A 25,758-nucleotide genomic window follows, 5' to 3' on the forward strand; every position below is an offset into this window, starting at 1 on the left:
GGGTCCACGGTGCCGCAGTCTCCAAGGCATGAGGAACAGACAACCCTGCGTCTACATCCTCTGCAACGGCTATAACGGCACGCTGTACGTAGGCGTGACCTCGAACCTCATCGGCCGAATTCTCCAGCACCGCGAAGGCACCTTCGAAGGCTTTACCAGCCATCACGGCATCATCCGCCTGGTCTGGTACGAAATGGCCGACACGATGGAATCTGCGATCGCGTCCGAGAAGCGAATCAAGAAGTGGCACCGCGACTGGAAAATGAACCTGATCGAGCGCGACAACCCGCATTGGGACGACCTCGCAGTCGCGTTGGGCCTCAACCCGCTGCCCTAAGTCCCCCCCGTCATGCCGGGCTCGTTCCGGCATCCACGGCTCCGCAAACCAACCGGCCGTAGAGAATGCCGACTGGTGGACCCCGGAACAAGTCCGGGGCGACGATAGCGGTAATGGAAGCTTTAGCGCCTCATTGGGAGGGTTCCGCATGTGCGTCCTCCTGCGCTGGAGTCGTCTTTGGAGCGTCGCGGTCGACCAGCAGCTGGCCGCCTGCGCCGTAATTCTCGGTCGAGACCTCTTCGATCACGATCTGCACCGCAGCCGGGTTCTTTCCCAGCCGCTGCACGAGCGACTGGGTGACGTCGGCGACGATGCCGGACTTCTGGTCCTTGGTGGCGGACCCCGAGATGCGGATGCTGACGAACGGCATCAGGCCTTGTCGCCCTCGCTCTTCGTGTCGGTCTTGTCCGCCGCGTCTTCAACCGAAGCGTCCTCGTCCGAAGCGTCCTCGTCCGAAGCGTCGTCCGCCGAAGCGTCCTCAGCCACGGCGTCGTCGGCCGTCGTCTCTTCAGTCGCAGCGTCCTCGACCACGGCGTCGTCAGCCGAAGCCTCTTCCACCGGAGTCTCGTCCGCCTCGACGTCGTCAGCCGAAGCCTCCGGAGCCTCATCCTCGAACCAGTGCGCGCGAGCGGCCATGATGATCTCGTTGCCCTGCTCGTCGCTCAAGCCATACTCGGCAAGGATCCCGCCCTTGGGCTCAGGACGCTTCGGTGCGTCTTCGTTGCGACGACGTGGCTCGACGCGCTTCTTCTCGACCAGCTCGTCGGTCGCGAGATCGGCGAGGTCGTCGAGCGTCTTGATGCCCGCCTTGCCGAGCGTGACCAGCATCGCCTCGTTGAGATACGGCATGCCGGCCAGCGCGTCCTCGACGCCGAGCGCGGTACGCTCTTCGCGGCTCGCGGCGTCGCGACGCTCCAAAGCCTCGGTCGCGCGGTTCTGCAACTCGCCCGCCAGGTCCTCGTCGAAGCCCTCGATGCCGGCGATCTCCTCGACCTCGACATAGGCGACCTCCTCGAGGTTGGTGAACCCTTCGGCGACCAGCAGCTGTGCGAGCGTCTCGTCGACGTCCAATTCCTTCTCGAACATCGCCGAGCGCTCGACGAAGTCCTTCTGGCGCTTCTCGGACGCATCGGCCTCGGTGAGGATGTCGATCGCCTTGCCAGTCAGCTGCGACGCAAGCCGCACGTTCTGGCCACGACGGCCGATCGCCAGCGAAAGCTGGTCATCGGGAACGACCACCTCGATGCGCTCTTCTTCCTCGTCGATCACGACGCGCGACACGGAGGCCGGCTGCAACGCGTTGACGACGAAGGTGGCAATGTCGGGCGACCAGGGGATGATGTCGATCTTCTCGCCCTGCATTTCCTGGACGACGGCCTGAACGCGCGAGCCCTTCATGCCGACGCACGCGCCGACCGGATCGATGCTCGAATCATGCGAGATGACGCCGATCTTCGCGCGCGAACCCGGATCGCGGGCCGCGGCCTTGATCTCGATGATGCCGTCGTAGATTTCGGGCACTTCCTGCGCGAACAGCTTCTTCATGAAGTCGGGGTGCGCGCGGCTGAGGAAGATCTGCGGCCCACGGTTCTCGCGGCGGACGTTCAGGATCAGCGAACGGATGCGGTCGTTGACGCGCACCACTTCGCGCGGGATCTGCGCGTCGCGGCGGATCACGCCCTCGGCGCGGCCCAGGTCGACGACGACATGGCCGAACTCGACGCGCTTGACGACGCCGGTGATGATTTCGCCCGCGCGGTCCTTATATTCTTCGAACTGGCGCTCGCGCTCGGCGTCGCGGACCTTCTGGAAGATGACCTGCTTGGCGGCCTGTGCGGCGATGCGGCCGAACTCGATCGGGGGCAGCGGATCGACGATGAAGTCGCCGAGTGCCGCGTCCTTCTGAAGCTTCTGCGCGCCCTTGACGTCGACCTGCTTGAAATAATCGTCTACCGCCTCGACCACTTCGACGACGCGCCACAAGCGCAGATCGCCGGTGTTCGGATCGAGCTTCGCGCGGATGTCGTTCTCGGCGCCGTAGCGCGAGCGGGCGGCGCGCTGGATTGCGTCCTCCATCGCCTCGATCACGATCGCCTTGTCGATCATCTTCTCCGACGCGACCGAATTCGCGATCGCGATCAGTTCCGCGCGGTTTGCGGTGACTGCCGTGGCCATCAATGCTGTCCTTCTTCGGTGTCGGCCTCGTGAGCATCGGGCTCATCGGTGGGCGTATCTTGATAGAAAACCTCGTCCGCGCCTTCGATCGAAAGCGGCGCGGTCGCGGCGATGAGACGGTCGGTCATGACGAGCTTGGCGTCGGCGACCTGCGAAAAGTCGATCGTCATGAGCTTGTGCTTGTTGACGTCGACGGTGATCTTCGTCCCCTCGACGCCCATCAGATTGCCCGAGATCTGCTTGCGGTCCTCGAACGGCTCGATGAGGCGAATGCGTGCCTCCTGGCCTTCCCAGTCGGCAAAGTCCTGGAGCCGGGTCAGCGGACGATCGATACCGGGGCTTGACACTTCGAGACGATACGCGTCCTCGCCGACCGGGTCCTTGCCCTCGGCTTCGAGCGCATCGAACTTGTCGGAGATGCGGCGCGACAGCTCGGCGCAATCCTCGATCACCAGCTGGCGGGTGTCGGGGCGCTCGGCCATCACCTGCAACGTCGGATCGGACTTGCCGCCCTGCATGCGCACGCGCACGAGGCTGAGGCCGAGCGCGGTCGCCTCGGGTTCGATCAGGTCGGTCAGCAGGGCGATATTCGCCATCGAAATTCCAAACAGGGCCAAAGCACAGGTGATTGCCGCCGCGGAGCAAGCCCCGCAGCCTCTTCATCTGGCGATGTAGAGAAGTGGTGCCTCTATACGCGGGGTGGCGCTGGTCCGCAAGCGGGAGCAACCTTCGTTTAGTACGCTGCGTTAGCGCAGGGATTTCCGGGAGAAGATCATGATTCGCAAGACGCTGTTCGCCACGGGTTTGATGACCGCCACGCTGCTCGCCTCGACCGCCTGTTCCGCGCAACCGGCTGCGGCGGGGAAGCCGTTCAAGGAGACGGTGGTCGCCGACTTCGATTCGCCTTGGGCGATGACGTTCCTGCCCGACAAGCGCATGCTCGTGACCGAGAAGAAGGGGCAGATGCTGCTGGTCTCCGCCGACGGCAAGTCGCGCCAGACCGTCGCGACGCTCACCGTCGATTCGGCCGGACAGGGCGGCCTGATGGACGTCGTCCTCGCGCCCGACTTCGCGACCAGCCAGCGCGTCTATTTCAGCTATTCGACCGCCGGCGAGGGCGGGAAGGGCGTCGTCCTCGCGCGCGGTCGCCTGCGTCCGGATGGTGGCGGCGGCGAGCGTCTCGGCGAGATCGAGGCGCTGTTCAGCGCGCGGCCGTTCGTGGAGGGCAACGGCCATTATTCCGGCCGAATCGCGTTCTCGCCCGAAGGCAAATACCTGTTCTTCACCAACGGAGAGCGCCAGAAATTCACGCCCGCACAGGACCCGAAGATGACGCTCGGCAAGGTGCTGCGCCTCACGCTCGACGGCAAGCCCGCCCCCGGCAACCCGCTCGTCGCAAAGGGCTTCGCCCCCGAGATCTGGAGCTACGGCCACCGCAACCTGCTGGGGCTCGCGTTCGACGCGCAGGGCAATCTCTGGGAGCAGGAGATGGGCCCCAAGGGCGGCGACGAGGTCAACCTCATCAAGCCCGGCCTCAATTACGGCTGGCCCAACGCCTCGAACGGCAGCAACTACGACGGCACCGACATCCCCGATCACAAGCCCGGCGACGGATATGAAGCGCCGAAAGTGTTTTGGAACCCGGTGATCTCGCCCGGCGGCCTGATGATCTATTCGGGCAGCATGTTCCCGCAGTGGAAGGGCGACGCGTTCATCGGCGGCCTGTCCTCGAAGTCGCTGGTCCGCGTAGACCTGACCGGCACAAATGCTGCAAAAGGCGACCAATGGGACATGGGAGCAAGAATCCGCGAAGTCGAACAAGGCCCCGACGGCGCGATCTGGGTGTTGGAAGATGGCGGCGACTCGCAAGGCCGCCTGATAAAACTGACCGCGAAGTAAGCGAAATTCCCCTCCCGCTTGCGGGAGGGGGCAGGGGAGGGCGCGACGTACGTATTGGCGTCCGGCCCTTGAGGCACATCCCTCCCCCAACCCCTCCCGCAAGCGGAAGGGGAGCAGAAGCGCGCTAGTCGCGCACGATCAGATAGTTCATCCGCGCGGCGGCGATCGGCTTCTCCCGCTCGTCCTGCCACGCGGTCGCCTCGACATTGGCCACCCGGTTCCCCAGCCGCGTCACCACCCCAGCCGCGCGCGTCGGTTTGTCGCGGCCGCCGCGCATGAAGTCGACCGTCACGTTGACCGGCTTGATCCGCCCGCCGCCTTCAGCCTCCAGTGCATGCTGCAACGCCGCGATCGCCGCCATCTCCAGCAACCCCGAGATCGCACCCCCATGCAAGAACCCCGGCCGCCCCAGCACGTCGTCGGCAAACGGCATCAGCAGTACCGGCGGCGCGCCGTCCTCGGCCTCGACCGACACGCGGAGAATCTCCGCATAGGGCGGCAAACCGATCGTCATGCCTCGATCCTTCTGTCGAGACCCATGCCGGCGACGTCGCCCACCACCATGAACGTCCCCGCGACATGCGCGAGCGGATCGCTCGGGTCGCCGTCATGCGCCTGCCCACGGACGAACGCGATCGAGCGCGTGATCCGGTAGCACTCCCCACGCCCGATCACCGTCTTCCCCGGCGTCGCCGGCCGCAGGTAATCCACCCGCAGGTCGAGCGTCGCATGCGGCACGAACGCGTTGCGCTTGATCCAGATCGCCAGACTCGTCGCCATGTCCATCATCGTGATGATCGGCCCCGACGCGATCACGCCACTCGCCGGATCGCCGATCAGCCGTTCGTCATAGGGCAGCGCAAGCTCCGCCCAGTCATCGCCATGCGCGTGATAACGCATCCCCAGCGCGGCGCCGTGCCCGCCGAACCCGCGCGTCGCAAACCATTGTGGATCAAAACCAGCCATGCGCCGAGCCTCTACACGCCGTGTGAGCCTGCGCAACATTGCGGGCGGGGGCAGGGCCGGTTAGCGTCGCCGCAAAGATCGAGAGGATCGCCACAATGAACGACCGGGTCACCATCACCGTCACGGACGGCATCGCCGACGTCCGCCTCGCGCGCGCCGACAAGATGAACGCGATCGACCCCGCGATGTTCGAGGGCATCGCCGCCGCGATCGACCGGCTCAAGGGGATGACCGAAGTCCGCTGCGTCGTCCTCTCCGGCGAGGGCAAGGCGTTCTGCGCCGGGCTAGACATGGCTTCGATGGCGAATGGCGGGTCGGGTCTGACGCTCGGCGAGCGGACGGCGGAGGGTGCGAACCTTCCCCAGCAGGTCGCATGGGGCTGGCGCACCTTGCCGATGCCGGTGATCGCCGCGGTCCACGGCGTCGCGTTCGGGGGCGGCTTCCAGATCATGTCCGGCGCCGACATCCGCATCGCCCACCCGCAAGCCCGCTTCGCGATCCGCGAGAGCTACTGGGGCTTGGTCCCCGACATGGCCGGCATCGCCTTGTGGCGCACGCTCGCCCGCGACGACGTGCTCCGCGAACTGACCTACACTGCCCGCGAGTTCGACGGGGCGGAGGCGTTGCGGCACGGCTTCGTCACGCGGCTGTCCGAAGACCCGCTCGGCGAGGCAATGATGCTCGCCCGCGAGATCGCGGCGAGGAACCCCCACGCGATCCGCGGCTCGAAGGCGCTCTACAATCTCGCGGCGGATGCAGATGCGGTGACGGTGCTGCACGCGGAAACCGAAGAGCAGCTCAAGGTCATCCGCACGCCCAACCAGGTCGAACAGGTGCGGGCCAACATGGAAAAGCGGGCGGCGGTGTTCGAGGACTGAGCCCCCCGCCGTCCACACGCATCCGTCATCCTGACGAAAGTCAGGACCCAGGATACCACGCACCGTCCTCAGTAACCCTGGGTCCTGACTTTCGTCAGGATGACGAGCCAAGGGCGACGTTCGGCCTTACTTCTACCACCCCGGCGAAGGCCGGGGCCCAGTTGGAAAGGTCGTTGTAACGGAGCGCCGTCTTACGCCATCATCGTCCCCCAACTGGGCCCCGGCCTCCGCCGGGGTGGTGCGGCAAGTGGGGAGGGCGCGCCTTGAAGTTGAACTAGCCGCTACTTCACCCTGTCATACGGCGTAAAATCCCGGAACCGGCAGGTCGCCGACGGAATCGACATGCCCGCCGACACCGTCCGAAACCGATCATTCCGGCACAATTGCCCGCCATAGACATCGACGATCAGCGTATCGAACGGCCGCAGCGAAGGACACTCGCCGACCGGCCCCGTCTTCCAGATCCGCTTGCCCGACTGCCGATACAGGATCGTCTGCGAATCGACGATCTCCGGTCCGCCGCTTCGCTGGATGTCGATGCACCGCACCGGCGCCGCAGCAACCCGACCCTCCAGCGGGTCGGACTTGCCCGCCCCCAGCATCCCCACCGTCAGCATCCCCACCGTCAACAGCGCCACCGCCGCCGGGATCGCCCTGCGCATCACGGCTTCCGATACGGGACGAAGTCGCCGAAGCTGCAGCTCCCGGTTGGAAAGCGCGACGTCTGGTCGAGCGTCTGCGCGATATCGCCGCGGCAAAGCTGCCCGGTCGGCGTCCGCGTCACGAGGATATCGCCGCGCGCGATCCCCTCGCATCCGCCGACGGTATCGCTGCGGTACACAAGCCCGCTATTCACCCGGTACAGGATCGTCGCGCCATAGCCCGAACTCTGCTTCTGCGGAAACTGGCTGATGCACGTCTCGGGCTTGCCCGGTACGAGCCCGGCGAGTTCCTTCGCCAGCTTCTCCTGCACGCCCGCCTCGCGGACCTGCGCGCGCTCGACCTCCGCCTGGGTCTGCGTACACGCGCCAAGCAGTAAGGCCGGCAGCATCACGAGTGGCAGGGTCCGCATACGCATCGCAACGCTCCTCAAAATCCCCGCCACCCTCATGCGCTCTTTATCCGCGAAACGCATCCTTCGCCGCACGATAGCCCGCAAGCTGCTCGACCGACGTCGCCCGCAGGAACGGATTGGTCGCGCGCTCCCGGCCGATCGTCGTCGGCACGGTAGGCTCACCCTTCGCGCGCGCCGCGTCGACCTCGACCATTCGCGCGACGATATCCGCATTGTCCGGCTCTGCAACCAGCGCATAGCGCCCGTTGCTCTGCGTATATTCATGCCCGCAGAACACCTCTGTCTCGTCCGGCAACGTCGCATAGCGCTGCATGTTCGCGAACATGTCGGCGGGCGTCCCCTCGAACAGTCGCCCACATCCCATCGCGAACAGCGTGTCGCCGGTGAAGATCGCCGCATCGTTGGCGAAGTGGAACGCGATATGCCCCTGCGTATGCCCCGGCACCGTCATCACGGTCGCCTTGTGCGCGCCAAGGCGTGCGACATCGCCTTCGCCGACCTGCTCGTCGAGCGTCGGGATCTTGTCCGCCTCCGCCGCCGGGCCGACAACGGTGGCGCCATACGCCTTCATCTCGGCATTGCCGCCGGTATGATCGGGATGCCAGTGCGTCGTCCACACCCGGTCGACCCGCCAGTCGCGCTTCTTGGCGGCGGCGATCACCGGCCCGGCCTCGCCCGGATCGACCACCACCGTCTCGCCCGAGACGGTATCGTGGATCAGCCAGGCGTAATTGTCGGCCAGCACCGGCACGCGGACGATATCGAGCATCAGCGTGTCACCACTTGCCGGTGTTGGGCATCGACGCCCAAGGCTCGGCGGGATCGAGCGCGCCGTCCGCCTGCAACAGCTCGATCGAGATGTTGTCGGGCGTCCGGACGAACGCCATGTGACCGTCGCGCGGCGGCCGGTTGATCGTCACGCCCGAGTCCATCAGTCGCTGGCACGTGTCGTAGATATTGTCGACGCGGTAGGCGAGGTGACCGAAATTGCGGCCCTCGCCATATTCCTCGGGATCCCAATTGTGCGTCAGCTCGACCTCCGCGCCCTCGTCGCCGGGTACCGACAGGAAGATCAGCGTGAACCGCCCCTTCTCGTTCTCCATCCGGCGAACCTCCTTCAGGCCCAGTGTCTCGAAGAACGCGATCGTCTTCGCCGGGTCGGTCACGCGGATCATCGTGTGGAGATATTTCATGCTTGCTCCGAGGGTTGTTCGAGGCAGCAGATAGGGACGGCTTGAGTGGCGTGAAAGGGTAGGGCTCCTAGGGAAGCTTGTTTCCCCGCGAAGGCGGGGACCCAGTCTGGGCTCCCGCCTTCGCGGGAGAACAAAGAAGCGGGCGCTAGCGTCCGATCGGCGTGCTGGGACGAGGCGCGCTAGCCTGCCCGTCGAACTGCTTCAACGCCGTCACGGCGCTTCGCCCGACCGGCGTATCGGGCGCCAGCCGTGCCGCCTGACCCCAAGCCGCCCGCGCACCATCCTCGTCGCCCGCGAGCGCCGCGATATTCCCCGCTTCCAATTGCACCGACGCATCGTCCGCCGAGCGCTTCAACGCCTCGCCGATATCCGTCTTCGCCCGCGCGGGGTTCCCCTCGCGCCGCGCCAGCGTCGCCGACAACAGCCAAGCCAGCGGATCGTCCGCCGCGTTGGTCAGCGCCAGGTCGATATCGGTGCGCGCCGACTCCAGGTCGCCCGTCGCCACCAGCGCCCGCGCATGATCGAGCTGCGCCTCGCCCAGCGGCAGGCCGGTCAGCGTCCCCGCGGTCAGCGCGGAATCGAGCGCCGCGCGCGCCTTGGCCGGATCGGCCGCCGCCAGCCAAGCATTCCCCGCCTGTGCCCAATACGTCGCCGCGCCGGCATTCTTGGCGATCTGCGCCGCGCGCGCGGCCTCCTCGAACTCGCCCGCTGCTGCCGGCCACGCCTTTTCCGCGGCAAACGCTAGCCCGGCACATTCGCGCGCAGCAAATCGCCCGCCGGCGATCCGCCACCGCGCCGCCTCGGCTCGCGCCGCCGCCGGATCGGTCTGGGCGAGCGCGATGCAGCGCTGCAACCGGTCGGTGCGGATATCGAGCGGTCCGGCCTGCGCCGGCGTCCGGGTCGCAGCGTGGCCGGACGCCTGGGCGGCGGCGAGGGCGAGCAAAATAAAGATCATAGGGCGGCGATCACATCCTCGACCGCCCGGATGATAAGGGTAATGTCGCTGTCGCGCGACAGGCGGTGGTCGCCGTCCTTGACCAGCCATGTCTGCACGTCGGCTGAACGCAACAGCTCCGCGAGCCGCGCGGTCCGGTGCCACGGCACGTCGGGATCGCGCTGGCCCTGCACCAGCCGCACCGGACCGTCGAACGCGATCTCGCCGAACATCAGTCGGTTCGCCTCCCCCGACGACCAGAATGCGCGGGTATAGATCGTTGGCTCGGGGCCATAGGGGTTCTTGCGCTCGATCCGCCCATTGCTGAGCAGCGCCATCTTCTCGTCGGTGGTGAAGCCCCAGTCGGTAAAGTCGGGCGCGGGGGCAATGCCGACCAGTCCCTTGACCAGATCGGGGCGCAGCTTGGCCACCAGCAACATCAGCCATCCGCCCATCGACGAGCCGACCAGAATGGCCGAGTCTTCGACGAGCGCATCGATCATCGCCAGCGCGTCGTCGCGCCAGTCGACCAATGTCTGGTCCTCGAACGCTCCCTCGCTCTGTCCGCATCCGCCATAATCGAACCGCAAGAACGCGCGGCCCTCGGACTTGGCCCACGCCTCGAGCGTGACCGCCTTGGTCCCCGCCATGTCGGACGCGTAGCCTGACAGGAACACCAGGGTCGGACCGGTTCCGGGCGTATGGTGATAGGCGAGGCGAGGGCGTTCCTTGGTGGCGGGCGTAGCGGCGGGCGGGGCGGCGGCAGGAGCATCGGTCATGCCGCCACCCATAGCCGCGCGTCAGCGGCGGAGAAAGTCGTCCAATGCAGCCTGGAACGCGACCGGCTGATCGAGCATCACGAAATGGGCCGCGTCGCCGATATCGACATAGGTGATGTGCGGCGCGTCCGCATACGCCTTGCGGTACAGCGCATCGGCGGCCGGCTTGGTCGGCCCGCCCGCGTTCCATGGATAGACCAACGTGATCGGTGCCGCGATCGACCCCATGTCCGGGCGCAGGTCGGTCGTCATGTCCTCGTACATCGCCTGCGCCGATACGCGCGCGTCCGCCTTCGCCATCCAGCTCGCGACGGTCGTGCGGGACGCAGGCTTCAGCGCCATCCGTGTGGCAGCCGCTACGTTCGCCGCCGGGTTCGTGGGCTTGCCATACGCACCGGCCATCGCGTCGCGCATCGCCCGAGCCTGGGGTTCGAGCATTGCGACCGTCGCACCCGGCGCGAAGATCTCGCCGATATAGGGCAGCGAATCGACGATCATCAGCTTGCCGACATCGGCCGGGTGCGTCTTGGCCAGCATCAGCGCGACCAGCCCGCCCATCGAATGGCCGACGATGGCGGGTTTGCCGAGCTTCGACTGGGTGATCAGCGTGTGGAGATCGCCGACGATCCCGTCGAGGATGCCGGGCGACAGGTTCGCCCGCGGATCGTCGCCGCCGAAGCCGTTGACCTGCACGACGTAGACTTGATGCGTCTTGGCGAGCGTTGGCACGACGCCGTCCCACACCACACGCGGCGAGGAGAGGCCGGGAATGAGGATCACCGGCGTGCCCTTGCCAACGGTCTGCACCGAAATATGCGCCATCGGCGTCGCCGCCATATCGCCGTGTTTTGCGGGGAGGGGGGCGGCCTGGGCATGACCGGCGGCGGGATGCAGGACGATCATCAGCGTGACGGCGGTGGCGGCGAGGCGCGCTTTGAGATGCGTGATCATGTCAGGACTCCTTCGACGGGCTGGTGAAGATATCCTCGATGGCGAGGTCGAACAGTTCGGCGATCTTGAACGCGAGCGGCAGCGACGGATCGTAGCGCCCCGTCTCGATCGCATTGACGCTCTGCCGCGAGACGTCGAGACGATCGGCGAGGTCGCCCTGGCTCCAGTTCCGCTCCGCGCGCAGCACCTTCAGGCGGTTCTTCACGGCGTCTCGCCTTGCACGAGGCGTACCACCCTGGCGACGATCTGTGTCGCACCGAGCGCCATGAGCCACAGGATGAACGTCCAGTAGAACGGCACGTGACGGACCGCGTCGGCGTCTTCGAGGAAACCCCATATCGTCGTGACCGCAAGCAGAACGCCGGTCGCGATCGTAGCGTGCCGAAGGAACTGGGCGCGGAGATACTCGTCACGCTCCTCCGTTACGTAACGCCCCATCGCCCAGACGACGACGCACAGCGGAAGCGCGGGCAGCACCGCCAGCGCGATCACGCCGGTGCCGGTAGGATGCATCGCCAGCAGCGTACGCGATCCCAGCAGACATATTATGTACCCGACCATCGCGGGGCCGACCCGCCACATATAGGCGTTGCTCGCTGCGTTCTTGCGCATGACCTTCCTCCCGAATCAGTAAAGGAAGCTTGTCATGGGCGGCTCTAGGAGTCAACGACGCTTTACAGGTCATCTCGCCCCCCCCCCCCGCCAGGGGGAGGATCAATGGAATGAGCTGCGCCGCGTGTCAGATGATGAATTCGACCGTTTTCATCTGCGTCTGATCCGCCGCGACCGCGCCGCGCTTCTCGACCATCTGGCGGTGCAGGTCTGCGACCGTGTCGCTGCCGCGCGTCTTGCACAGTGCCGGCACGACCGCATGGACCAGCGCGCCGAGGCCGCCTTTGATCATCGTCATGCCGAACCGCCCGGCCACGCCGAAATGTTGGGCATAGCTCTCGCCGACGGTGGCGGGGTGGTCGAGGAACAGGCGGCGAAACATCGGCAGTCTCCTGTCTTGCTCTGTATCATTTGCGGCCCAAGGCGTCGACCATCCCCGCCGCCAGCACGCTCAGCGTGTCGTCGCGCGCGCCCATCACGACGATCCGGTCGCCCGGTCGCGCTTCCGCGACCAGCGCGGCGGCGGCCTCTGCGCGATCGGCGATGTGCCGTGCATCGCAACTACCCTCGATGATCTGCGTGACGATGTCCGCGCTGGTGACATCCCGCGCGACCGTCCCGCCGTAATAGGCCGGGTCGGGGAGGATCAACACGTCCTCCTCTGCCATCCGCTCGACGAAGGTGGCGACGAGTTCGCGGCCCATCACCTTTAGCGGGCCATATCCGTGCGGCTGGAAGAACAGCAGCAAGCGGCCGGGGAAGGCGTGGAGCGTGTCGAGCGTGGCGGCGATCTTGTCGGGGTTGTGTCCGAAATCGTCGATTACTGCGACACCGCCGGCCTCTCCGACGAAATCAAAGCGGCGGCGCAGCCCCGTGAACCCCGCGATCGCCTTGACCGCATCGGCCAGCGACACGTCCGCCGCCATCGCTGCCCCGATCGCAGCGAGCGCGTTCGACACATTGTGGCGGCCGGGGACGGCGAGCTTCACCGGCGTCCGTACGCCGCGTGATACGACATCGAAGCGGATCGCGAACGGCTCGGGCTTCAGGTTCTCGGCACGCAGATCGGCCGACGCATCGATCGCGAACGTCGTGACCTGACCACGTGGCAGGCGCGAGGCGAGCGCGGCGGCGTCGGGATCGTTCGCGTTCACCACCGCAGTCTCGGCCTTGACGATGAAGTCCCCGAACAGCACGCGCAGTTCCTCCAGCGACTTGTGGTCGAGGCTGACATTGTTGAGCACCGCGATCTTCGGTGCATAGGCGGCGATCGAGCCGTCGCTCTCGTCCACCTCGCTGACGAACGCGTCGCCCTCGCCGACCAACGCACTCGCGAACGGCGCATCGGGGGTGGCGAAGTTCTTCATCACCGCGCCGTTCATCACCGTCGGATCGCGCCCTACCGCGTGCAGGATCCAGCCGATCATCCCGGTGACGGTCGACTTGCCGCTCGTCCCCGCGACGCCGATCGGCAACCGGCTGTCGTTGAACAGCGACGCCAGCATCGCCGCGCGGGTCGAGCGGGTGCAGCCAAGCGCATCCGCCGCGATCATGTCCGGCACGGTCGCCTCGATCGCGGCGGAGGCAATGACGAGCTGGTCGGCCGAGACGATCCCGCTGCCGTCCTGCGGGAACAGCGCGACGCCCTTCGCCGCGAGGTCGTCGAACTTGGCGGGGACGCGGCCCTGGTCGAGGTTGCGGTCCGAACCCGCGACGGTCGCGCCGCGGCCGGCGAGGATCATCGCGAGCGGCATCATGCCGCTGCCGCCAATGCCGACGAAGAAACAGGGTTTGCTGATATCCATCGGCCCGCGATATGGGCGGTTTGGTAACGGGGCAAGGTCGGGAACACGAACAATGCGCATCGGTGTCCTCGCCGCGTCGAGCCGGACCAATCCCGCGGCGATCGCCAAGATCACCGCGTATGCGGCTAGCGCGTTCCCCGAGGTCGAGCTCGTCTTTCACCCGCAGTGCCTGGAGACCGACGGCCATTTCGCTGGCTCGGACTTTCGGCGAGCGGGGGCGTTCCTCGAATATGCCAACGATCCGGCGTTCGATGCGCTCTGGTTCCTGCGCGGCGGCTACGGTGCGAACCGCATCCTCGCGATGGTCATGCCCGAGCTCGGGCGCGCGGCGCGGCACAAGGCGTACCTTGGCTATTCCGACGTCGGCTTCCTGCTCGGCGCGCTCTACGCTCGCAGGATTGGGCGCCCGGTGCACGGGCCGATGGTCAGCGACGTCAACCGCCACGACGGCGAGGCGACGGTCGCGCGCTCGCTCGGCTGGATGGTGCGCGGCGATCGGGCTGGGCTGGAACCGGGACTCGACGGGCGGCCGTCGGCGGCGTTCAACCTCAGCATCCTGACCTCGTTGATCGGCACGCCGTGGCTGCCTGATCTCACTGATCACGTGCTGATCGTCGAGGAGGTATCGGAGCCGATGTACGCGATCGACCGGATGCTGTTCAAGGTCGCCAACGCCACGCAGTTGAAGGGGATTGCGGGGCTGCGGCTTGGCGCGGTGACCGCGGTGCAGGAAAACGATCCGCCCTGGGGTGAGACGCTGGACTACATGATGGTGAGATGGTCGCGCGACATGGGCGTGCCGTATCTGGGGCGGGCGGAGATCGGGCATACGCAGGCGAACCGGGTGGTGCCGTTCGGGGTGGTTTGAGCCGTGTGGGTATCAGATAACATCTGACCTTGCTCCACCCCGGCGGAGGCCGGGGCCCAATTGAAAAGGTGGGAGTAACGGAGCGCAATCCTTCGTTAGCGGCGTTCCCCAATTGGGCCCCGGCCTTCGCCGGGGGGTAGTTTGGGTGCAACCGTCTTTTATTTCTATTGTGCCGCCGCCGGATCGATCACCTGCATTCCCCCGAACCGCATTTTCGGCTGACCCGGCAGCGTATAGCTCCCCGCCACCTGCTCCACCGCCCAGGCGCGCAGATTCGCCACCACCTCGACCCGCTGCAAGCGATCCCGCGCGCGCATGAACACCACCAGATCCTCGCGCCGGTTGCAGTCGCGCGTATCGGCGGTCGCGCACGGCGAATACAGGATCGCCAGCGCTACGATCTTTCCGGCCGGATCGAGCACCGCCGCGCCCTTTTCGGGGCAACTATGCGCGCGGCACGCGGTGAAGCGGTACAGGCTCCCGATCCGAGTCGGCTCGTCGGGTGGCCCGTGCAGCACCTCGATCTGCTGATCCGCGACGTCGCCATTCGCGTAGAGATACGATGCCTTGCGCTTGCCGATGAACCGCTGGACTGCCGTGATAAACGCCGGTACCATGATCAGCTGGTTCGTATCGCGGCACGCCGCCAACCGCGTCGGCGCGCATGTCGCAGCAGGGCCAGCAGCAGGACCCGCAGCGGCGGACAGCATCATCAACACACCCAGCATCGCACTCTCCCAAACCGCCCAGCCGCCCTCCGATCCGGCGCATGTCCGTCTGGAGTAGCCCTGTGCGCGTATCACCTTATATACACGCCGTGCGCGGATCGGTCCGCGCACGTCACCCCGAGAGAAAGTCTCCCATGTCCGCAATGTTCCGAATCACGCTGCCCGACGGTTCCGTCCGCGAGGTTGCGCCCGGGACTACCCCCGCGGATGTCGCCGCGGCGATCGGCCCAGGCCTAGCCAAGGCGGCGCTCGCCGCGCGGATCGACGGGCAGGTCCGCGATCTCAACCGGCCGTTCGAGGGTGATACCGCACTCGCGCTGGTGACCGCGCGTGACGAGGCGGATGCGCTCGAACTCGTCCGCCACGATCTCGCCCACGTCATGGCGGAGGCGGTGCAGCATTTGTTCCCCGGTACGCAGATTACCTTCGGCCCTGCGACCGATGACGGCTTCTATTACGACTTCGCGCCGAAGGATCGCCCGTTCACCGACGAGGACCTGCCCGCGATCGAAGCCGAGATGCGCGCGATCATCGCGCGGAACGAGCCGTTCCTGCGCGAGGTGTGGTCACGCCAGCAGTTGATCGACCGCTGGACGCAGCAGGGCGAGAGCTTCAAGGCCGAGTGGGCCGCCGAGCTCCCCGAGGGCGAGGAACTGACGATCTACCGCCAGGGCGAGTGGCTCGACATGTGCCGCGGCCCGCACATGGCCTCGACCGGCAAGCTCGATCCCGCCGCGTTCAAGCTGACGCGCGTCAGCGGCGCCTATTGGCGCGGCGACCAGAAGAACGCGATGCTGTCACGCATCTACGGCACCGGCTGGCTCAACAAGAAGCAGCTCGACCAGCATCTCTTCCGTCTTGAGGAGGCCGCCAAGCGCGATCACCGCAAGATCGGCGCGGAGATGGACCTGTTCCACCTCCAGTCCGAAGCACAGGGCTCGGTGTTCTGGCATCCCAAGGGCTTCGTGCTGTGGCGCCAGATGGAGGCGTATATGCGCCGCCGTCTCGATGCCGCCGACTATGCCGAGGTGAAGACCCCGCAGCTGATGGATGCCAAGCAGTGGGAGCAGTCGGGCCACTGGGGCAAGTACCGCGAGAACATGTTCGTGGTGCCCGACGAGATCCCGAACGTCGAGGATGAGGGCGCCGTGCTGTCGGGCGAAGGCGACCTGATGGCGCTGAAACCGATGAACTGCCCGGCGCACGTCCTGATCTTCAAGCAGGGAATCAAGTCGTACCGCGACCTGCCGATCCGGATGGCCGAGTTCGGTTGCTGCCATCGCAACGAGCCGCACGGCGCGCTGCACGGTATCATGCGTGTCCGCCAGTTCACGCAGGACGACGCGCATATCTTCGTCCGCGAGGACCAGCTCGTCGAGGAAGTGCGCAAGTTCTGCGAGCTGTTGAACAGCGTTTACAAGGATCTCGGCTTCGAGGACTACGCAATTAAACTCGCGCTGCGCCCCGAAAATAGGTTCGGCGACGATGCAATGTGGGACAAAGCTGAGGCGGAGCTGCGTGAGGCTGTGATGCAATCGAATTGCCCCGTTTCCATCAAGGACAAATTCGAGGAACTGCCGGGCGAGGGGGCGTTCTATGCGCCGAAGCTCGAATTTCACCTGACCGACGCGATTGGCCGGACGTGGCAGGTCGGCACGATCCAGTCCGACCGCGTCCTGCCCGAACGACTCGACGCGTCCTATGTCGGTGCGGACGGCGAGCGGCATCGTCCGGTCATGCTCCACCGCGCGATCCTCGGGACGTTCGAACGCTTCATCGGTATTCTGATCGAGCATCATGCCGGCCGCTTCCCGCTCTGGCTGGCGCCCGTGCAGGTGGTGGTGGCGACGATCGTGTCGGACGCAGACGACTATGCGCATCAGGTCGCCACGACCTTGCGCAAGGCCGGGATCCGCGTCGAGACCGACCTGCGCAACGAGAAGATCAACTACAAGGTGCGCGAACATTCGCTGGCCAAGGTGCCTTTGCTGTTCGTGGTCGGCAAGCGTGAAGCAGACGAGAATACCGTCGCGATCCGGCGCCTCGGCAGCCAGGGCCAGGAGATGATGGCGCTTGGCGACGCGGCGGCACGGGTTGCGGACGAGGCACGCGCACCCGATATGTAAGTCAAGGGCCGGCTATTCGCCATCTGTTCGGGCGCGCGTTTCTGCGCTATACGCCGGCCCAAATACTTCGTCAGAAACTTCAGGAGCAACCCCCATACGTCCTCCCACGATACGCCGGCCGATGCAGACGCCCGCAATGAACGGCCCGCGATTCAACGAATTCATCCAGAGCCAGAAGGTTCGCGTGATCGATCACGAGGGCGAGAATCTGGGCGTGATGTACACGCGCGAAGCGATCGAGCAGGCAGCCGAGCATGGCCTCGACCTGGTCGAAGTGTCGCCTAACGCGGATCCGCCCGTCGCCAAGTTCCTCGATGTCGGCAAGTTCAAGTACGAGGCGCAGAAGAAGGCCAACCTCGCACGCAAGTCGCAGAAGACGCAGGAGATCAAGGAGATCAAGATGCGTCCGAACATCGACGACCACGACTATGACACGAAGATGAAGAAGGTGAACGACTTCATCGGCGAGGGCGACAAGGTCAAGATCACGCTGCGCTTCCGCGGTCGCGAACTCAGCCACGGTCAGCTCGGCATGAACCTGTTGAAGCGCGTCCAGGACGATGTCGCGGAGATCGCCAAGATCGAGGCGTATCCGCGCATGGAAGGCCGTCAGATGCTGATGGTGCTCGCACCGAAGTAACGACGCGAACGGCTTGCGCGATGTGAGGTGAAAGGCTGGTCGGTCCCGAGGGACTGGCCAGCCTTTTTCGCGTCCGGGGGGTAGTGGAGCGAGGTTGCGGAGAGGAAGCGCACCCTCATCCGTATTGCGGCCGTCATGCCTGCGGCGGCGGGAGCCCATAATGGCTGACTTCACCTAAAGTTCGCAAACCTCCGAGGATATGGGTTTCCGTCTGCGCGGGTACGACGGACGGGTATTGGCTCGACGGGACTGTGCTCCGCCTCATTTGGAGGTGAGGTGCTGTGGTCCCCTCCCAGCGTGCCGTGAAATGGTGCCCGCCCAAACCGACCAACGAACCGGTCAACGCGTGACCCGAATAGTTGCAATTCGAAACTAGGGTTTGGCGGCTGTCGCTCTGTGGCGATTTGGAGACACAATGTTCAAAAATCGGTTTCCGTATGCGGAAATCGCTAGACGTACGTAGGCATATATCTCTACCTGACGTCCAAACCATAAGTTCGAAAATATTCGGACACGTCCAGGGAGAGAATGCCGATGCGTATGACCGCATATCTGTTGTCCGCCGTTGCGACCGCGGCGATCGTCACGCCGGCCTTCGCCCAACAGGCCACGACCACTGTCGAAGCGCAGGCGACGCCGTCGCAGGGGACCGCCAACGCGTCGGTCGCCGGCCAGACCAACGGCGCGACGGATGCGGACACGACGCGCGCGGCCAGCGCCGCCGCCGATACGGGCGGTAACGCCAGCGACATCGTCATCACCGCGACCCGCCGCTCCGAGCGCCTGTCCAACGTACCGATCGCGGTATCCGCGGTCGGCCAGGAAGCGTTGCAGAATTCCGGCGGCAGCGACATCCGCTCGCTCAACCAGCTCGCGCCGTCGCTGCTGATCTCCTCGACCGGCAACGAATCGAACGCGTCTGCGCGTATTCGTGGTATCGGTACGGTCGGCGACAACCCCGGCCTGGAAAGCTCGGTCGCGGTATTCATCGACGGCGTGTATCGCAGCCGCACCGGTGTCGGCCTCAACGAACTCGGCGAGATCGACCGGGTCGAGGTGCTTCGCGGACCGCAGGGGACGTTGTTCGGTCGCAATGCGTCCGCCGGCCTGATCAACATCATCACGCGCTCGCCCGAGTTCGACTGGCATGGCAATGCCGAGGCGACCTATGGCAATTACGACCAGAAGCGGCTTGCTGGCGGCATCACCGGCCCGCTGATCGCCGACAAGCTCGCCTTCCGGGTCGACGGCGTCTACGTGAATCGCAATGGCTTCTACAAGAACGTCACGGCGGCCAACGGCAGCGAGAGCCGCGTCAACGACCGCGATCGCTATTTCGTCCGCGGCCAGTTGCTGTTCAAGCCGACCGATACCCTGAGCTTCCGGCTGATCGGCGACTATTCGCACCGCAAGGAAAGCTGCTGCGGCGCGGTGTATTACAGTCAGAAGGAAACGACCGATCCGACGGCGAACGCGGTTGGCGTTGCGCCGTTCTTCGCCACGGTCAACACCGATGGCGCCGTCAGCACCAACCCCGGTAACCGCATCGTCGACATCCTCCGCCGCCAGGGCGCGGTGTTCCCGCTCGCCGGCAACACGCCCGATCCGTACAGCCGCCAGGTCGCGGTCACGCCCGGCCAGACCTATCGCAACACGACCAAGGATTACGGCGGCTCGCTGCAGGCCGACTGGGATCTCGGGGGCGCGACCTTCACCTCGATCACCGCATACCGCGAATACAAGTCGGGCAATGCGAGCGACATCGACTATACCAATATCGATCTGACCCACCGTGCCGCCGACGGCAATGCGTACCGTCAGTTCAAGACCTTCACGCAGGAAGCGCGCCTGCAGGGCTCGCTGTTCAATGACAAGCTCGACTGGTTGGTCGGCGGCTTCTACTCGAACGAGAAGCTCAAGCTCGTCGACAACGCATCGTTCGGTGCGCAATACGGCCAGTTCGCCGCGTGCCGCCTCGTCGCGACGGTCAGCCCGGTTGCCGCGCTCCAGAACCAGAACAATCCGGGGTGCTTGAGCGCTGCCGGACGGGCGACGCTGAATGGTGCGTTCGGCACGTTTGCGGGTCCGTTGATCACCTCGGCGCTCGACCGTCTGACCGGTGGCGTCGGTCTCGGCGGCGGCGTGAACAGCGTCGGCGACGCGGGCTCGATCTATCGGCAGAAGAGCGAGAACTACGCGTTCTTCACGCACAACATCCTGCATCTGACCGATACATTGTCGCTGACCGGCGGTCTTCGCTACACGCACGAAACGAAGACATTCAACGCCAAGTTCAACAACAACAACACGGTCTGCCCGATCCAGCAGGCCGCTCTGGCACCGCTGACCATGTCGCAGAGCGGCGCGACCGCGTTCGCGCAGGGTATCGTCACGCTGACCTGCACGGGCAACTCAAGCCCGGCGCTGAACGCGCTGAACCTCAACGACAGCTTCGGCGACGGCGAGTTCACCGGCACGGCGGTCCTGTCGTGGAAGCCGTTCACCAAGTTGCTGACCTATGCTTCGTACGCAAAGGGCTACAAGGCCGGTGGCTACAACCTCGATCGCTCGGATCTGGGCGGCGTCAACGGCGTGCTCTCGGGGCGCAGCAATGCCGATGCACCGGGGCTCCGCTTCAACGCCGAGAAGGTGAACAATTACGAGGTCGGTGCGAAGTTCAACACGCGCGGCTTCACCTTCAACGTCGCTGCCTTCCGCGAGGAATTCACTGACTTCCAGCTCAACACCTTCAACGGCTCGATCTTCGTCGTGCAGAATATCGAAGCGTGTAAGGACAACCTCAACGGCCTCGACACCGACAACGGCTTCAACCCCGTCACCGGCGCCCAGACCGGCACCTGCCCCACGAACCGCTCGAAGAAGCCGGGTGTGATTTCGCAGGGCGTAGAGCTCGAAGCGACGATGTCGCCGATCAAGCAGGTCACGTTCACCGCGGGCTATACCTATGCCGACACGCATTTTCGCAAGAACCTGATCGGCAGCTCGACCACCGGCGAGGCGCTCGATCGCGCACTCTTCCTGCTCCCGGGCAGCCAGTTGTCGAACGCGCCCAAGAACGTCGTCACGACCTCGTTCGCCTGGACGCCCGACATCGGTGCTAACGGCCTGTCGGGTCTGCTCTATGTCGATAGCCGCCTGTCGTCGGACTACAACACCGGCTCCGATCTGGCGCCGGAGAAGAAGCAGGATGGCTTCGCGGTGGTCAACGCCCGCGTTGGCCTGCGCGGCAAGGACCAAGTCTGGGCGCTCGAGTTCTGGGCACAGAATGTGTTCAACAAGAACTACATCCAGGTCGCGTTCAACACGCCGTTCCAGGGTGCCGGGTCTTCGGCCAACGTCCAGCACTTCGGCGGTACCGGCAACGCGCTCTACTCGGCATTCCTCGCCGAGCCACGCACCTACGGCCTGACGCTGCGCTCGCGCTTCTGATCGGGTGACGGAGTAAAAAGCCGGCCCGCAGTTCGCTGCGGGCCGGCTTTTTCGTGCTCGAGCTCCCCGAAAACCCGTTGTTCTCCTGCGTTCGCAGGAGAACCGGAAGCAGGAGAACCGGAAGCGGCTAAGCCGCCAGATCGATCTCTTCGCCTGCCGCCGCCGCCAGCAGCCGCCGCTCCAGCGTCCTCAACCGCGCGGGCTGCGTGATCCGATCGCCGGTCAGGTCGGTGACGTAGAAGGTATCCACGGCCCGCTCGCCATAGGTCGCGACGTGCGCGGAGTGGATCGTCACCTTCGACTGGAACAGCGCGTTGGCGAGTTGATTCAGCAGCGCCGGCCGATCGCGCGCATTGACCTCGACCACCGTGAACCGGTTCGACGCCTTGTTGTCGACCAGCGCATTCGGCACGATGTCGAACGCCTCCGCACGCGTGCGCGGTAGCGGTTTGGCCACGAGCCGGTCGGCAAGTTTGCCGCGGTTGGCAAGCGCGTCCTCGATTGCGGTCTTCAAGCGGGAAAGCTGCCCGGACTCGTCGAACGGCCGCCCGAACGGATCCTGCACGAGGAAGTTGTCCACGGCCATCCCATCACGCGTGGTATGGATGCGCGCATCGATGATGTTGCCGCCCGCGACGTGGATCGCGCCCGCGATGCGGTAGAACAACCCAGGATGATCGGCGGCGTAGATCGTCACCAACGTCGCCCCGCGCCCGGGATAGACATGGGCGTCGATCGCGAGCTGCGCGTCGCCCGTGGTCGCCAGGAAGCGGGCGTTGTGCGCCAGCACGTCTTCGGGTTCGGCGATCCAATAGGCTTCGGGGAGCCGGTGAACGAGCGTCCCGAACGACTCCTCGCTCCAGCCGAGCGCGTCCCGCAGATGCTGCTGCTTGGCTGCGATCCGCTCGGCGCGACCCTTTTGCTTATGGCCCAACCGCAGGACTTCCTCCGCCGATTCGTAGAGGTCGCCGAGCAACTGGCGTTTCCAGCCGTTCCACACGCCCGGCCCGACGGCGCGGATGTCGACGATCGTCAGCGTGAGCAGCAGGCGGAGCCGCTCCGGGCTCTGCACCACGTCGCAGAAATCGAGGATCGTCTTGAAGTCGCTGAGGTCGCGCTTGAACGCGGTTGCCGACATCAGCAGATGCCAGCGCACCAGCCAGGCGACGGTTTCGGTCTCGGCAGGCGTCAGGCCGAAGCGTGGGCACAGGCGCTGCGCCACCTCCGCCCCGAGGATCGAATGATCGCCGCCGCGGCCCTTGGCGATGTCGTGAAGCAAGACCGCAACGTACAGCGCGCGCCGCGAGACGATCTGTTCGAAGATCGCACTGGCGAGCGGATGGTCCTCCTTCAGCGTGCCGTTCTCGATCCGCGCGAGCAGGCCGATCGCGCGGATGGTGTGTTCGTCGACGGTGTAGTGATGATACATGTCGAACTGCATCTGCGCGACGACGCGCGCGAAATCGGGCACGAAGCGGCCGAACACCCCAGCCTCGTTCATCCAGCGCAGCACGAGTTCGGGATCGCGGGGCGAGGTCAGCACATCGAGGAACAGCGCGTTCGCCGTCGGGCTGTTGCGGACGTCGTCGACCAGCTTGGCATCCCGCGCGGCGGCGCGCATCGCCAGCGGGTGAATCTCGACGCCGTGCTTGTCGGCGAGCTGGAAGATCTCGATCAGGCGCTCGGGATCGGCCCGGAAGAAGTCGTCGCTCGGCAGTGCGAGCCGCCCGCGATCGAGCACGAAGCCGTTGAGCTTGCGCGGAGAGCGTCGGATCGTCGGCAACCCGAAACGCCGGCCCCGCGCCGCGAACTTCTCGTCGAGATGCGCGAGGAAGACGCCGCTAAGGGTGCCGACGGTCTTTGCCTGGAGAAAATAGAACTGCATGAAGCGCTCGACCTTCGACTTGCCGGGTCGGTCTGAGAACCGCATACGGTCGGCGATCTCGCGTTGCAGGTCGAACGTCAGCCTATCCTCGGCGCGGCCCGTGATGCTGTGCAAATGGCAGCGCACCGCCTGGAAGAAATTGTCGGCGCGGTGGAACAGCCGGTATTCGGCCTTGGTGAACAGCCCGACCTCGACCAGTTCGGCGGCGCGCTGGACGTCGTAGATGTATTTGCCGATCCAGAACAACGCGTGGAGATCGCGCAGGCCGCCCTTGCCCTCCTTGACGTTGGGTTCGACGACATAGCGCGTGTCGCCCATCTTGCGGTGCCGCGCGTCGCGTTCGGCGAGCTTGTCGGCGATGAAGGTGCGCGCGGTGTCGGCCTGTACCTCGGTCTTGAAGCGGTGCGACGCCTGTTCGTACAGATCGGTATCGCCGCAGACGTAGCGCGCCTCGAGCAACGCGGTTCGGACGGTGACGTCGCTCTTGGCCTGGCGGACCATCTCGTCGAGCGAGCGGCTGGATTGGCCGAGCTTCAGTCCGAGATCCCATAGCGCGTAGAGCATCGATTCGATCACGCGCTCGGCCCAGGGCGTCTGCTTGCCGGGGGTCAGGAAGCCGATGTCGACGTCCGAATGGGGCGCCATTTCCGCGCGGCCGTAACCGCCGACGGCGATCAGCGTTAGGCGCTCGCCGATCGTGGGGTTGGGCAGGGGATACAGTCGCTGCGTGGTGAAATCGAACAGGATGCGGAGCAGTGCGTCGATCAGGTATGCCTGCGCACTCGATGCTTCCAACCCGCGCGATGGGTGTTCGACGAGGCGACGTTCGACCTCGACGCGACCCTTCTCCATCGCCGCCTTCAGCAGCGTGGTCGCGTCGCGGCGGAGCGCGGTCGGGTCGACGCCCTCCAACGCGGCAATGGTTTCGGCGACGGCGCGGCGATCGATGATCGTGCGACGGTTGGGGAGATGGTCGAAGCGGCCGGACATGACGCCCAGATAGGGGCGCCGGGCGCATGCGTCATCAGGATTGCGCAAAACGTCCGCGAAACGTAACCGGACGCGCGAGTGGAGGACGAAAATGAGCGAACCATTGCGCGTGGCCCTGGCGGGCCTGGGGACCGTTGGCGGCGGGGTGATCCGGTTGCTGGATGCGAACCGCGAGTTGATTGCGCGGCGCGCCGGGCGCGAGATCGAGATCGTTGCGGTGTCCGCGCGAGATCGCGGCAAGGATCGCGGCGTCGATTTGTCGCGCTTCGCGTGGGTCGACGATACGACCGCGCTGGCGAAGCAGCCGGGGGCGGATGTCGTGGTCGAGTTGATCGGGGGTTCCGATGGTCCGGCGCTTACGCTCGCGCGGAGCACGCTGGGGGCGGGGCGGAGTTTCGTTACCGCGAACAAGGCGATGATCGCGCATCACGGGCTCGAACTCGCGCAGGCAGCCGAAGGGGCGGGCGTTGCGCTGAAATTCGAGGCGGCGGTCGCGGGCGGTATCCCGGTCATCAAGGGGCTGCGCGAAGGTGCGGCGGCGAACGAGATCGCCCGCGTTTACGGGATCCTCAACGGTACCTGCAATTTCATCCTGTCGAAGATGGAATCGGAAGGGCGCGACTTTGCCGAGGTGCTGGCGGAAGCGCAGGCGCTGGGATTTGCGGAATCCGATCCGAGCTTCGACATCGACGGCGTCGATGCGGCGCACAAGCTGTCGATCCTGGCGGCGGTCGCGTTCGGGACGCAGCCGGCGTTCGACGACGTTGCGATCAGCGGTATCCGGCATCTGCTGGGTGCGGATATCGCCGAGGCGGCGGCCTTGGGCTATCGCGTGCGACTGCTCGGTCTGGCCGAGGCAGGCGCGGACGGGTTGTTCCAGCGCGTCCATCCGCATCTCGTGCCGATCGATCACCCGCTCGCGCACGTCACCGGATCGCTCAATGCCGTGGTCGCAGAAGGCAATTTTGTGGGCCGCCTGCTGTTCCAGGGCGCGGGTGCGGGCGATGGCCCGACCGCGAGTGCGGTAGTGGCCGACCTGATCGACATTGCGCGCGGCGAGTTCGGCCCGCCGTTCGCGATGCCGGTCGTCTCGCTTACGGCGGCACCCAAGGCGGACAGCGGCGAGCGGCGAGGGCGGGCGTATCTGCGCTTCACGGTGGCGGACCGGGTTGGCGTGCTGGCCGAGATCGCCGCGGCGATGCGTGACGCCGGCGTCTCGATCGAGAGCCTGATCCAGCGCGGGGCGATCGCGGATGGCAGCGTGCTGGTGGCGATCGTGACGCATGAGAGCCCCGAGCGGTCGGTCGCGCAGGCGCTGGAAAAACTGCGGGGGTCGCAGAGCCTCGTGGGGCAGCCGATGTGGATGCATATTCTGGATTGAGGCAGGCTCGCTACCACAGGACGCAACCACCCCGGCGAAGGCGGGGGCCCAATTGGGGGACGGTTGTAACGGCGGACTGTGCGCCG

The 25,758-nt window shown here is 65.8% G+C and carries 26 protein-coding genes; 8 read left to right on the plus strand and 18 right to left on the minus strand.

Annotated features, from left to right (window positions below):
- Positions 1-28: 28 nt before the first annotated feature.
- Positions 29-337 (plus strand): GIY-YIG nuclease family protein, encoded by a 309-nt coding sequence (locus O6Y00_RS16985; RefSeq protein ID WP_353443757.1) that lies wholly within the window; start codon positions 29-31, stop codon positions 335-337.
- Positions 338-467: 130 nt separating this feature from the next.
- Here the strand turns inward: O6Y00_RS16985 and O6Y00_RS16990 are convergent, their stop codons facing one another.
- The 3 genes from O6Y00_RS16990 to rimP are packed head-to-tail and all read right to left on the minus strand — an operon-like array spanning position 468 to position 3,108.
- Positions 468-707, minus strand: a complete 240-nt coding sequence (locus O6Y00_RS16990; protein ID WP_353443758.1) for a tautomerase family protein — start codon at positions 705-707, stop codon at positions 468-470.
- Positions 707-2,512 carry a transcription termination factor NusA gene (gene nusA / locus O6Y00_RS16995; RefSeq protein WP_353443759.1) on the minus strand — a complete coding sequence of 602 codons (1,806 nt, stop codon included), beginning with the start codon at positions 2,510-2,512 and terminating at the stop codon, positions 707-709. Before nusA ends, O6Y00_RS16990 begins: the two co-directional genes overlap by 1 nt.
- Complete coding sequence (gene rimP, locus O6Y00_RS17000; protein WP_353443760.1) at positions 2,512-3,108, minus strand: ribosome maturation protein RimP; 597 nt, start codon at positions 3,106-3,108, stop codon at positions 2,512-2,514. Before rimP ends, nusA begins: the two co-directional genes overlap by 1 nt.
- A 178-nt stretch (positions 3,109-3,286) precedes the next feature.
- On the opposite strand from rimP, the gene O6Y00_RS17005 reads away from it, so the two are divergent.
- Positions 3,287-4,411, plus strand: coding sequence for a PQQ-dependent sugar dehydrogenase (locus O6Y00_RS17005; protein WP_435368645.1), 1,125 nt, complete (start codon positions 3,287-3,289; stop codon positions 4,409-4,411).
- Between the two features lie 124 nt (positions 4,412-4,535).
- Here O6Y00_RS17005 and O6Y00_RS17010 read toward each other — a convergent pair whose 3' ends face one another.
- Together O6Y00_RS17010 and O6Y00_RS17015 are read right to left on the minus strand one after the other, a co-directional pair.
- Entirely contained in the window at positions 4,536-4,925 is a 390-nt protein-coding gene (locus O6Y00_RS17010) for a PaaI family thioesterase (protein WP_121884332.1), read from the minus strand.
- Positions 4,922-5,377 carry a PaaI family thioesterase gene (locus O6Y00_RS17015; protein ID WP_353443761.1) on the minus strand — a complete coding sequence of 152 codons (456 nt, stop codon included), beginning with the start codon at positions 5,375-5,377 and terminating at the stop codon, positions 4,922-4,924. The genes O6Y00_RS17010 and O6Y00_RS17015 overlap by 4 nt, the downstream gene beginning before the upstream one ends.
- A 95-nt stretch (positions 5,378-5,472) precedes the next feature.
- Here O6Y00_RS17015 and O6Y00_RS17020 point away from each other — a divergent pair, with 95 nt between their 5' ends.
- On the plus strand, positions 5,473-6,255 hold the full coding sequence (locus tag O6Y00_RS17020) for a crotonase/enoyl-CoA hydratase family protein (protein ID WP_353443762.1): 783 nt from the start codon (positions 5,473-5,475) through the stop codon (positions 6,253-6,255).
- 281 nt (positions 6,256-6,536) lie between these two features.
- On the opposite strand, the gene O6Y00_RS17025 is transcribed toward O6Y00_RS17020, so the two are convergent.
- The 11 genes from O6Y00_RS17025 to O6Y00_RS17075 all read right to left on the minus strand — a co-directional run bounded on the left by O6Y00_RS17025 (position 6,537) and on the right by O6Y00_RS17075 (position 13,604).
- Positions 6,537-6,917: a hypothetical protein gene (locus O6Y00_RS17025; RefSeq protein ID WP_353443763.1), complete on the minus strand. Its 381-nt coding sequence runs from the start codon at positions 6,915-6,917 to the stop codon at positions 6,537-6,539.
- Positions 6,917-7,333 carry a hypothetical protein gene (locus O6Y00_RS17030; RefSeq protein ID WP_353443764.1) on the minus strand — a complete coding sequence of 139 codons (417 nt, stop codon included), beginning with the start codon at positions 7,331-7,333 and terminating at the stop codon, positions 6,917-6,919. Before O6Y00_RS17030 ends, O6Y00_RS17025 begins: the two co-directional genes overlap by 1 nt.
- Before the next feature lie 40 nt (positions 7,334-7,373).
- The gene (gene gloB / locus O6Y00_RS17035; protein WP_353443765.1) at positions 7,374-8,099 is read right to left on the minus strand and encodes a hydroxyacylglutathione hydrolase; all 726 of its coding nucleotides are present in this window, start codon (positions 8,097-8,099) and stop codon (positions 7,374-7,376) included.
- 7 nt (positions 8,100-8,106) lie between these two features.
- Positions 8,107-8,523 (minus strand): VOC family protein, encoded by a 417-nt coding sequence (locus O6Y00_RS17040; protein ID WP_093398802.1) that lies wholly within the window; start codon positions 8,521-8,523, stop codon positions 8,107-8,109.
- A 145-nt stretch (positions 8,524-8,668) separates the two neighbouring features.
- Entirely contained in the window at positions 8,669-9,478 is an 810-nt protein-coding gene (locus O6Y00_RS17045; protein WP_353443766.1) for a tetratricopeptide repeat protein, read from the minus strand.
- Complete coding sequence (locus O6Y00_RS17050) at positions 9,475-10,236, minus strand: alpha/beta fold hydrolase (protein ID WP_353443767.1); 762 nt, start codon at positions 10,234-10,236, stop codon at positions 9,475-9,477. Before O6Y00_RS17050 ends, O6Y00_RS17045 begins: the two co-directional genes overlap by 4 nt.
- A 21-nt stretch (positions 10,237-10,257) precedes the next feature.
- On the minus strand, positions 10,258-11,187 hold the full coding sequence (locus O6Y00_RS17055; RefSeq protein WP_353443768.1) for an alpha/beta fold hydrolase: 930 nt from the start codon (positions 11,185-11,187) through the stop codon (positions 10,258-10,260).
- 1 nt (position 11,188) lies between these two features.
- Positions 11,189-11,392 carry a helix-turn-helix transcriptional regulator gene (locus O6Y00_RS17060; protein ID WP_353443769.1) on the minus strand — a complete coding sequence of 68 codons (204 nt, stop codon included), beginning with the start codon at positions 11,390-11,392 and terminating at the stop codon, positions 11,189-11,191.
- Complete coding sequence (locus tag O6Y00_RS17065) at positions 11,389-11,799, minus strand: hypothetical protein (protein ID WP_353443770.1); 411 nt, start codon at positions 11,797-11,799, stop codon at positions 11,389-11,391. Before O6Y00_RS17065 ends, O6Y00_RS17060 begins: the two co-directional genes overlap by 4 nt.
- A gap of 127 nt (positions 11,800-11,926) precedes the next feature.
- On the minus strand, positions 11,927-12,181 hold the full coding sequence (locus O6Y00_RS17070; RefSeq protein WP_353443771.1) for a DUF6356 family protein: 255 nt from the start codon (positions 12,179-12,181) through the stop codon (positions 11,927-11,929).
- Between the two features lie 25 nt (positions 12,182-12,206).
- Positions 12,207-13,604: a UDP-N-acetylmuramate--L-alanine ligase gene (locus tag O6Y00_RS17075; RefSeq protein ID WP_353443772.1), complete on the minus strand. Its 1,398-nt coding sequence runs from the start codon at positions 13,602-13,604 to the stop codon at positions 12,207-12,209.
- 52 nt (positions 13,605-13,656) lie between these two features.
- Between O6Y00_RS17075 and O6Y00_RS17080 the strand changes: the two genes are divergently transcribed.
- A complete protein-coding gene (locus O6Y00_RS17080) occupies positions 13,657-14,472 on the plus strand; it encodes an LD-carboxypeptidase (protein ID WP_353443773.1) in 816 nt (271 codons plus the stop codon).
- A gap of 164 nt (positions 14,473-14,636) precedes the next feature.
- Here O6Y00_RS17080 and O6Y00_RS17085 read toward each other — a convergent pair whose 3' ends face one another.
- The gene (locus tag O6Y00_RS17085; protein ID WP_353443774.1) at positions 14,637-15,200 is read right to left on the minus strand and encodes a hypothetical protein; all 564 of its coding nucleotides are present in this window, start codon (positions 15,198-15,200) and stop codon (positions 14,637-14,639) included.
- Positions 15,201-15,334: 134 nt separating this feature from the next.
- Here O6Y00_RS17085 and thrS point away from each other — a divergent pair, with 134 nt between their 5' ends.
- The 3 genes from thrS to O6Y00_RS17100 all read left to right on the plus strand — a co-directional run bounded on the left by thrS (position 15,335) and on the right by O6Y00_RS17100 (position 21,416).
- Positions 15,335-17,326 (plus strand): threonine--tRNA ligase, encoded by a 1,992-nt coding sequence (gene thrS / locus O6Y00_RS17090; protein WP_353443775.1) that lies wholly within the window; start codon positions 15,335-15,337, stop codon positions 17,324-17,326.
- 121 nt (positions 17,327-17,447) lie between these two features.
- Positions 17,448-17,966, plus strand: coding sequence for a translation initiation factor IF-3 (infC, locus tag O6Y00_RS17095; RefSeq protein ID WP_056051537.1), 519 nt, complete (start codon positions 17,448-17,450; stop codon positions 17,964-17,966).
- 534 nt (positions 17,967-18,500) lie between these two features.
- On the plus strand, positions 18,501-21,416 hold the full coding sequence (locus O6Y00_RS17100) for a TonB-dependent receptor (protein WP_353443776.1): 2,916 nt from the start codon (positions 18,501-18,503) through the stop codon (positions 21,414-21,416).
- 127 nt (positions 21,417-21,543) lie between these two features.
- On the opposite strand, the gene O6Y00_RS17105 is transcribed toward O6Y00_RS17100, so the two are convergent.
- Positions 21,544-24,291, minus strand: coding sequence for a [protein-PII] uridylyltransferase (locus O6Y00_RS17105; protein ID WP_353443777.1), 2,748 nt, complete (start codon positions 24,289-24,291; stop codon positions 21,544-21,546).
- Positions 24,292-24,382: 91 nt separating this feature from the next.
- On the opposite strand from O6Y00_RS17105, the gene O6Y00_RS17110 reads away from it, so the two are divergent.
- Positions 24,383-25,672: a homoserine dehydrogenase gene (locus tag O6Y00_RS17110; RefSeq protein ID WP_353443778.1), complete on the plus strand. Its 1,290-nt coding sequence runs from the start codon at positions 24,383-24,385 to the stop codon at positions 25,670-25,672.
- Positions 25,673-25,758 lie beyond the last annotated feature (86 nt).

Origin of the sequence: Sphingomonas faeni (assembly GCF_040407565.1) — a bacterium.
GTDB lineage: Bacteria > Pseudomonadota > Alphaproteobacteria > Sphingomonadales > Sphingomonadaceae > Sphingomonas > Sphingomonas faeni_F.

Coding starts and splice junctions, on each gene's coding strand:
- O6Y00_RS17110 (WP_353443778.1), top strand. CDS start 24,383: ATGAGCGAACCATTGCGCGTGGCCCTGGCGGGCCTGGGGACCGTTGGC.
- O6Y00_RS17055 (WP_353443768.1), bottom strand. CDS start 11,187: ATGATCACGCATCTCAAAGCGCGCCTCGCCGCCACCGCCGTCACGCTG.
- O6Y00_RS17020 (WP_353443762.1), top strand. CDS start 5,473: ATGAACGACCGGGTCACCATCACCGTCACGGACGGCATCGCCGACGTC.
- O6Y00_RS17085 (WP_353443774.1), bottom strand. CDS start 15,200: ATGCTGGGTGTGTTGATGATGCTGTCCGCCGCTGCGGGTCCTGCTGCT.
- O6Y00_RS17030 (WP_353443764.1), bottom strand. CDS start 7,333: ATGCGTATGCGGACCCTGCCACTCGTGATGCTGCCGGCCTTACTGCTT.
- O6Y00_RS17065 (WP_353443770.1), bottom strand. CDS start 11,799: ATGCGCAAGAACGCAGCGAGCAACGCCTATATGTGGCGGGTCGGCCCC.
- O6Y00_RS17070 (WP_353443771.1), bottom strand. CDS start 12,181: ATGTTTCGCCGCCTGTTCCTCGACCACCCCGCCACCGTCGGCGAGAGC.
- infC (WP_056051537.1), top strand. CDS start 17,448: ATGCAGACGCCCGCAATGAACGGCCCGCGATTCAACGAATTCATCCAG.
- O6Y00_RS16985 (WP_353443757.1), top strand. CDS start 29: ATGAGGAACAGACAACCCTGCGTCTACATCCTCTGCAACGGCTATAAC.
- O6Y00_RS17015 (WP_353443761.1), bottom strand. CDS start 5,377: ATGGCTGGTTTTGATCCACAATGGTTTGCGACGCGCGGGTTCGGCGGG.
- O6Y00_RS17025 (WP_353443763.1), bottom strand. CDS start 6,917: ATGCGCAGGGCGATCCCGGCGGCGGTGGCGCTGTTGACGGTGGGGATG.
- thrS (WP_353443775.1), top strand. CDS start 15,335: ATGTCCGCAATGTTCCGAATCACGCTGCCCGACGGTTCCGTCCGCGAG.
- O6Y00_RS17080 (WP_353443773.1), top strand. CDS start 13,657: ATGCGCATCGGTGTCCTCGCCGCGTCGAGCCGGACCAATCCCGCGGCG.
- O6Y00_RS17105 (WP_353443777.1), bottom strand. CDS start 24,291: ATGTCCGGCCGCTTCGACCATCTCCCCAACCGTCGCACGATCATCGAT.
- rimP (WP_353443760.1), bottom strand. CDS start 3,108: ATGGCGAATATCGCCCTGCTGACCGACCTGATCGAACCCGAGGCGACC.
- O6Y00_RS17045 (WP_353443766.1), bottom strand. CDS start 9,478: ATGATCTTTATTTTGCTCGCCCTCGCCGCCGCCCAGGCGTCCGGCCAC.
- O6Y00_RS17100 (WP_353443776.1), top strand. CDS start 18,501: ATGCGTATGACCGCATATCTGTTGTCCGCCGTTGCGACCGCGGCGATC.
- gloB (WP_353443765.1), bottom strand. CDS start 8,099: ATGCTCGATATCGTCCGCGTGCCGGTGCTGGCCGACAATTACGCCTGG.
- O6Y00_RS17010 (WP_121884332.1), bottom strand. CDS start 4,925: ATGACGATCGGTTTGCCGCCCTATGCGGAGATTCTCCGCGTGTCGGTC.
- nusA (WP_353443759.1), bottom strand. CDS start 2,512: ATGGCCACGGCAGTCACCGCAAACCGCGCGGAACTGATCGCGATCGCG.
- O6Y00_RS17050 (WP_353443767.1), bottom strand. CDS start 10,236: ATGACCGATGCTCCTGCCGCCGCCCCGCCCGCCGCTACGCCCGCCACC.
- O6Y00_RS17005 (WP_435368645.1), top strand. CDS start 3,287: ATGATTCGCAAGACGCTGTTCGCCACGGGTTTGATGACCGCCACGCTG.
- O6Y00_RS17040 (WP_093398802.1), bottom strand. CDS start 8,523: ATGAAATATCTCCACACGATGATCCGCGTGACCGACCCGGCGAAGACG.
- O6Y00_RS17075 (WP_353443772.1), bottom strand. CDS start 13,604: ATGGATATCAGCAAACCCTGTTTCTTCGTCGGCATTGGCGGCAGCGGC.
- O6Y00_RS16990 (WP_353443758.1), bottom strand. CDS start 707: ATGCCGTTCGTCAGCATCCGCATCTCGGGGTCCGCCACCAAGGACCAG.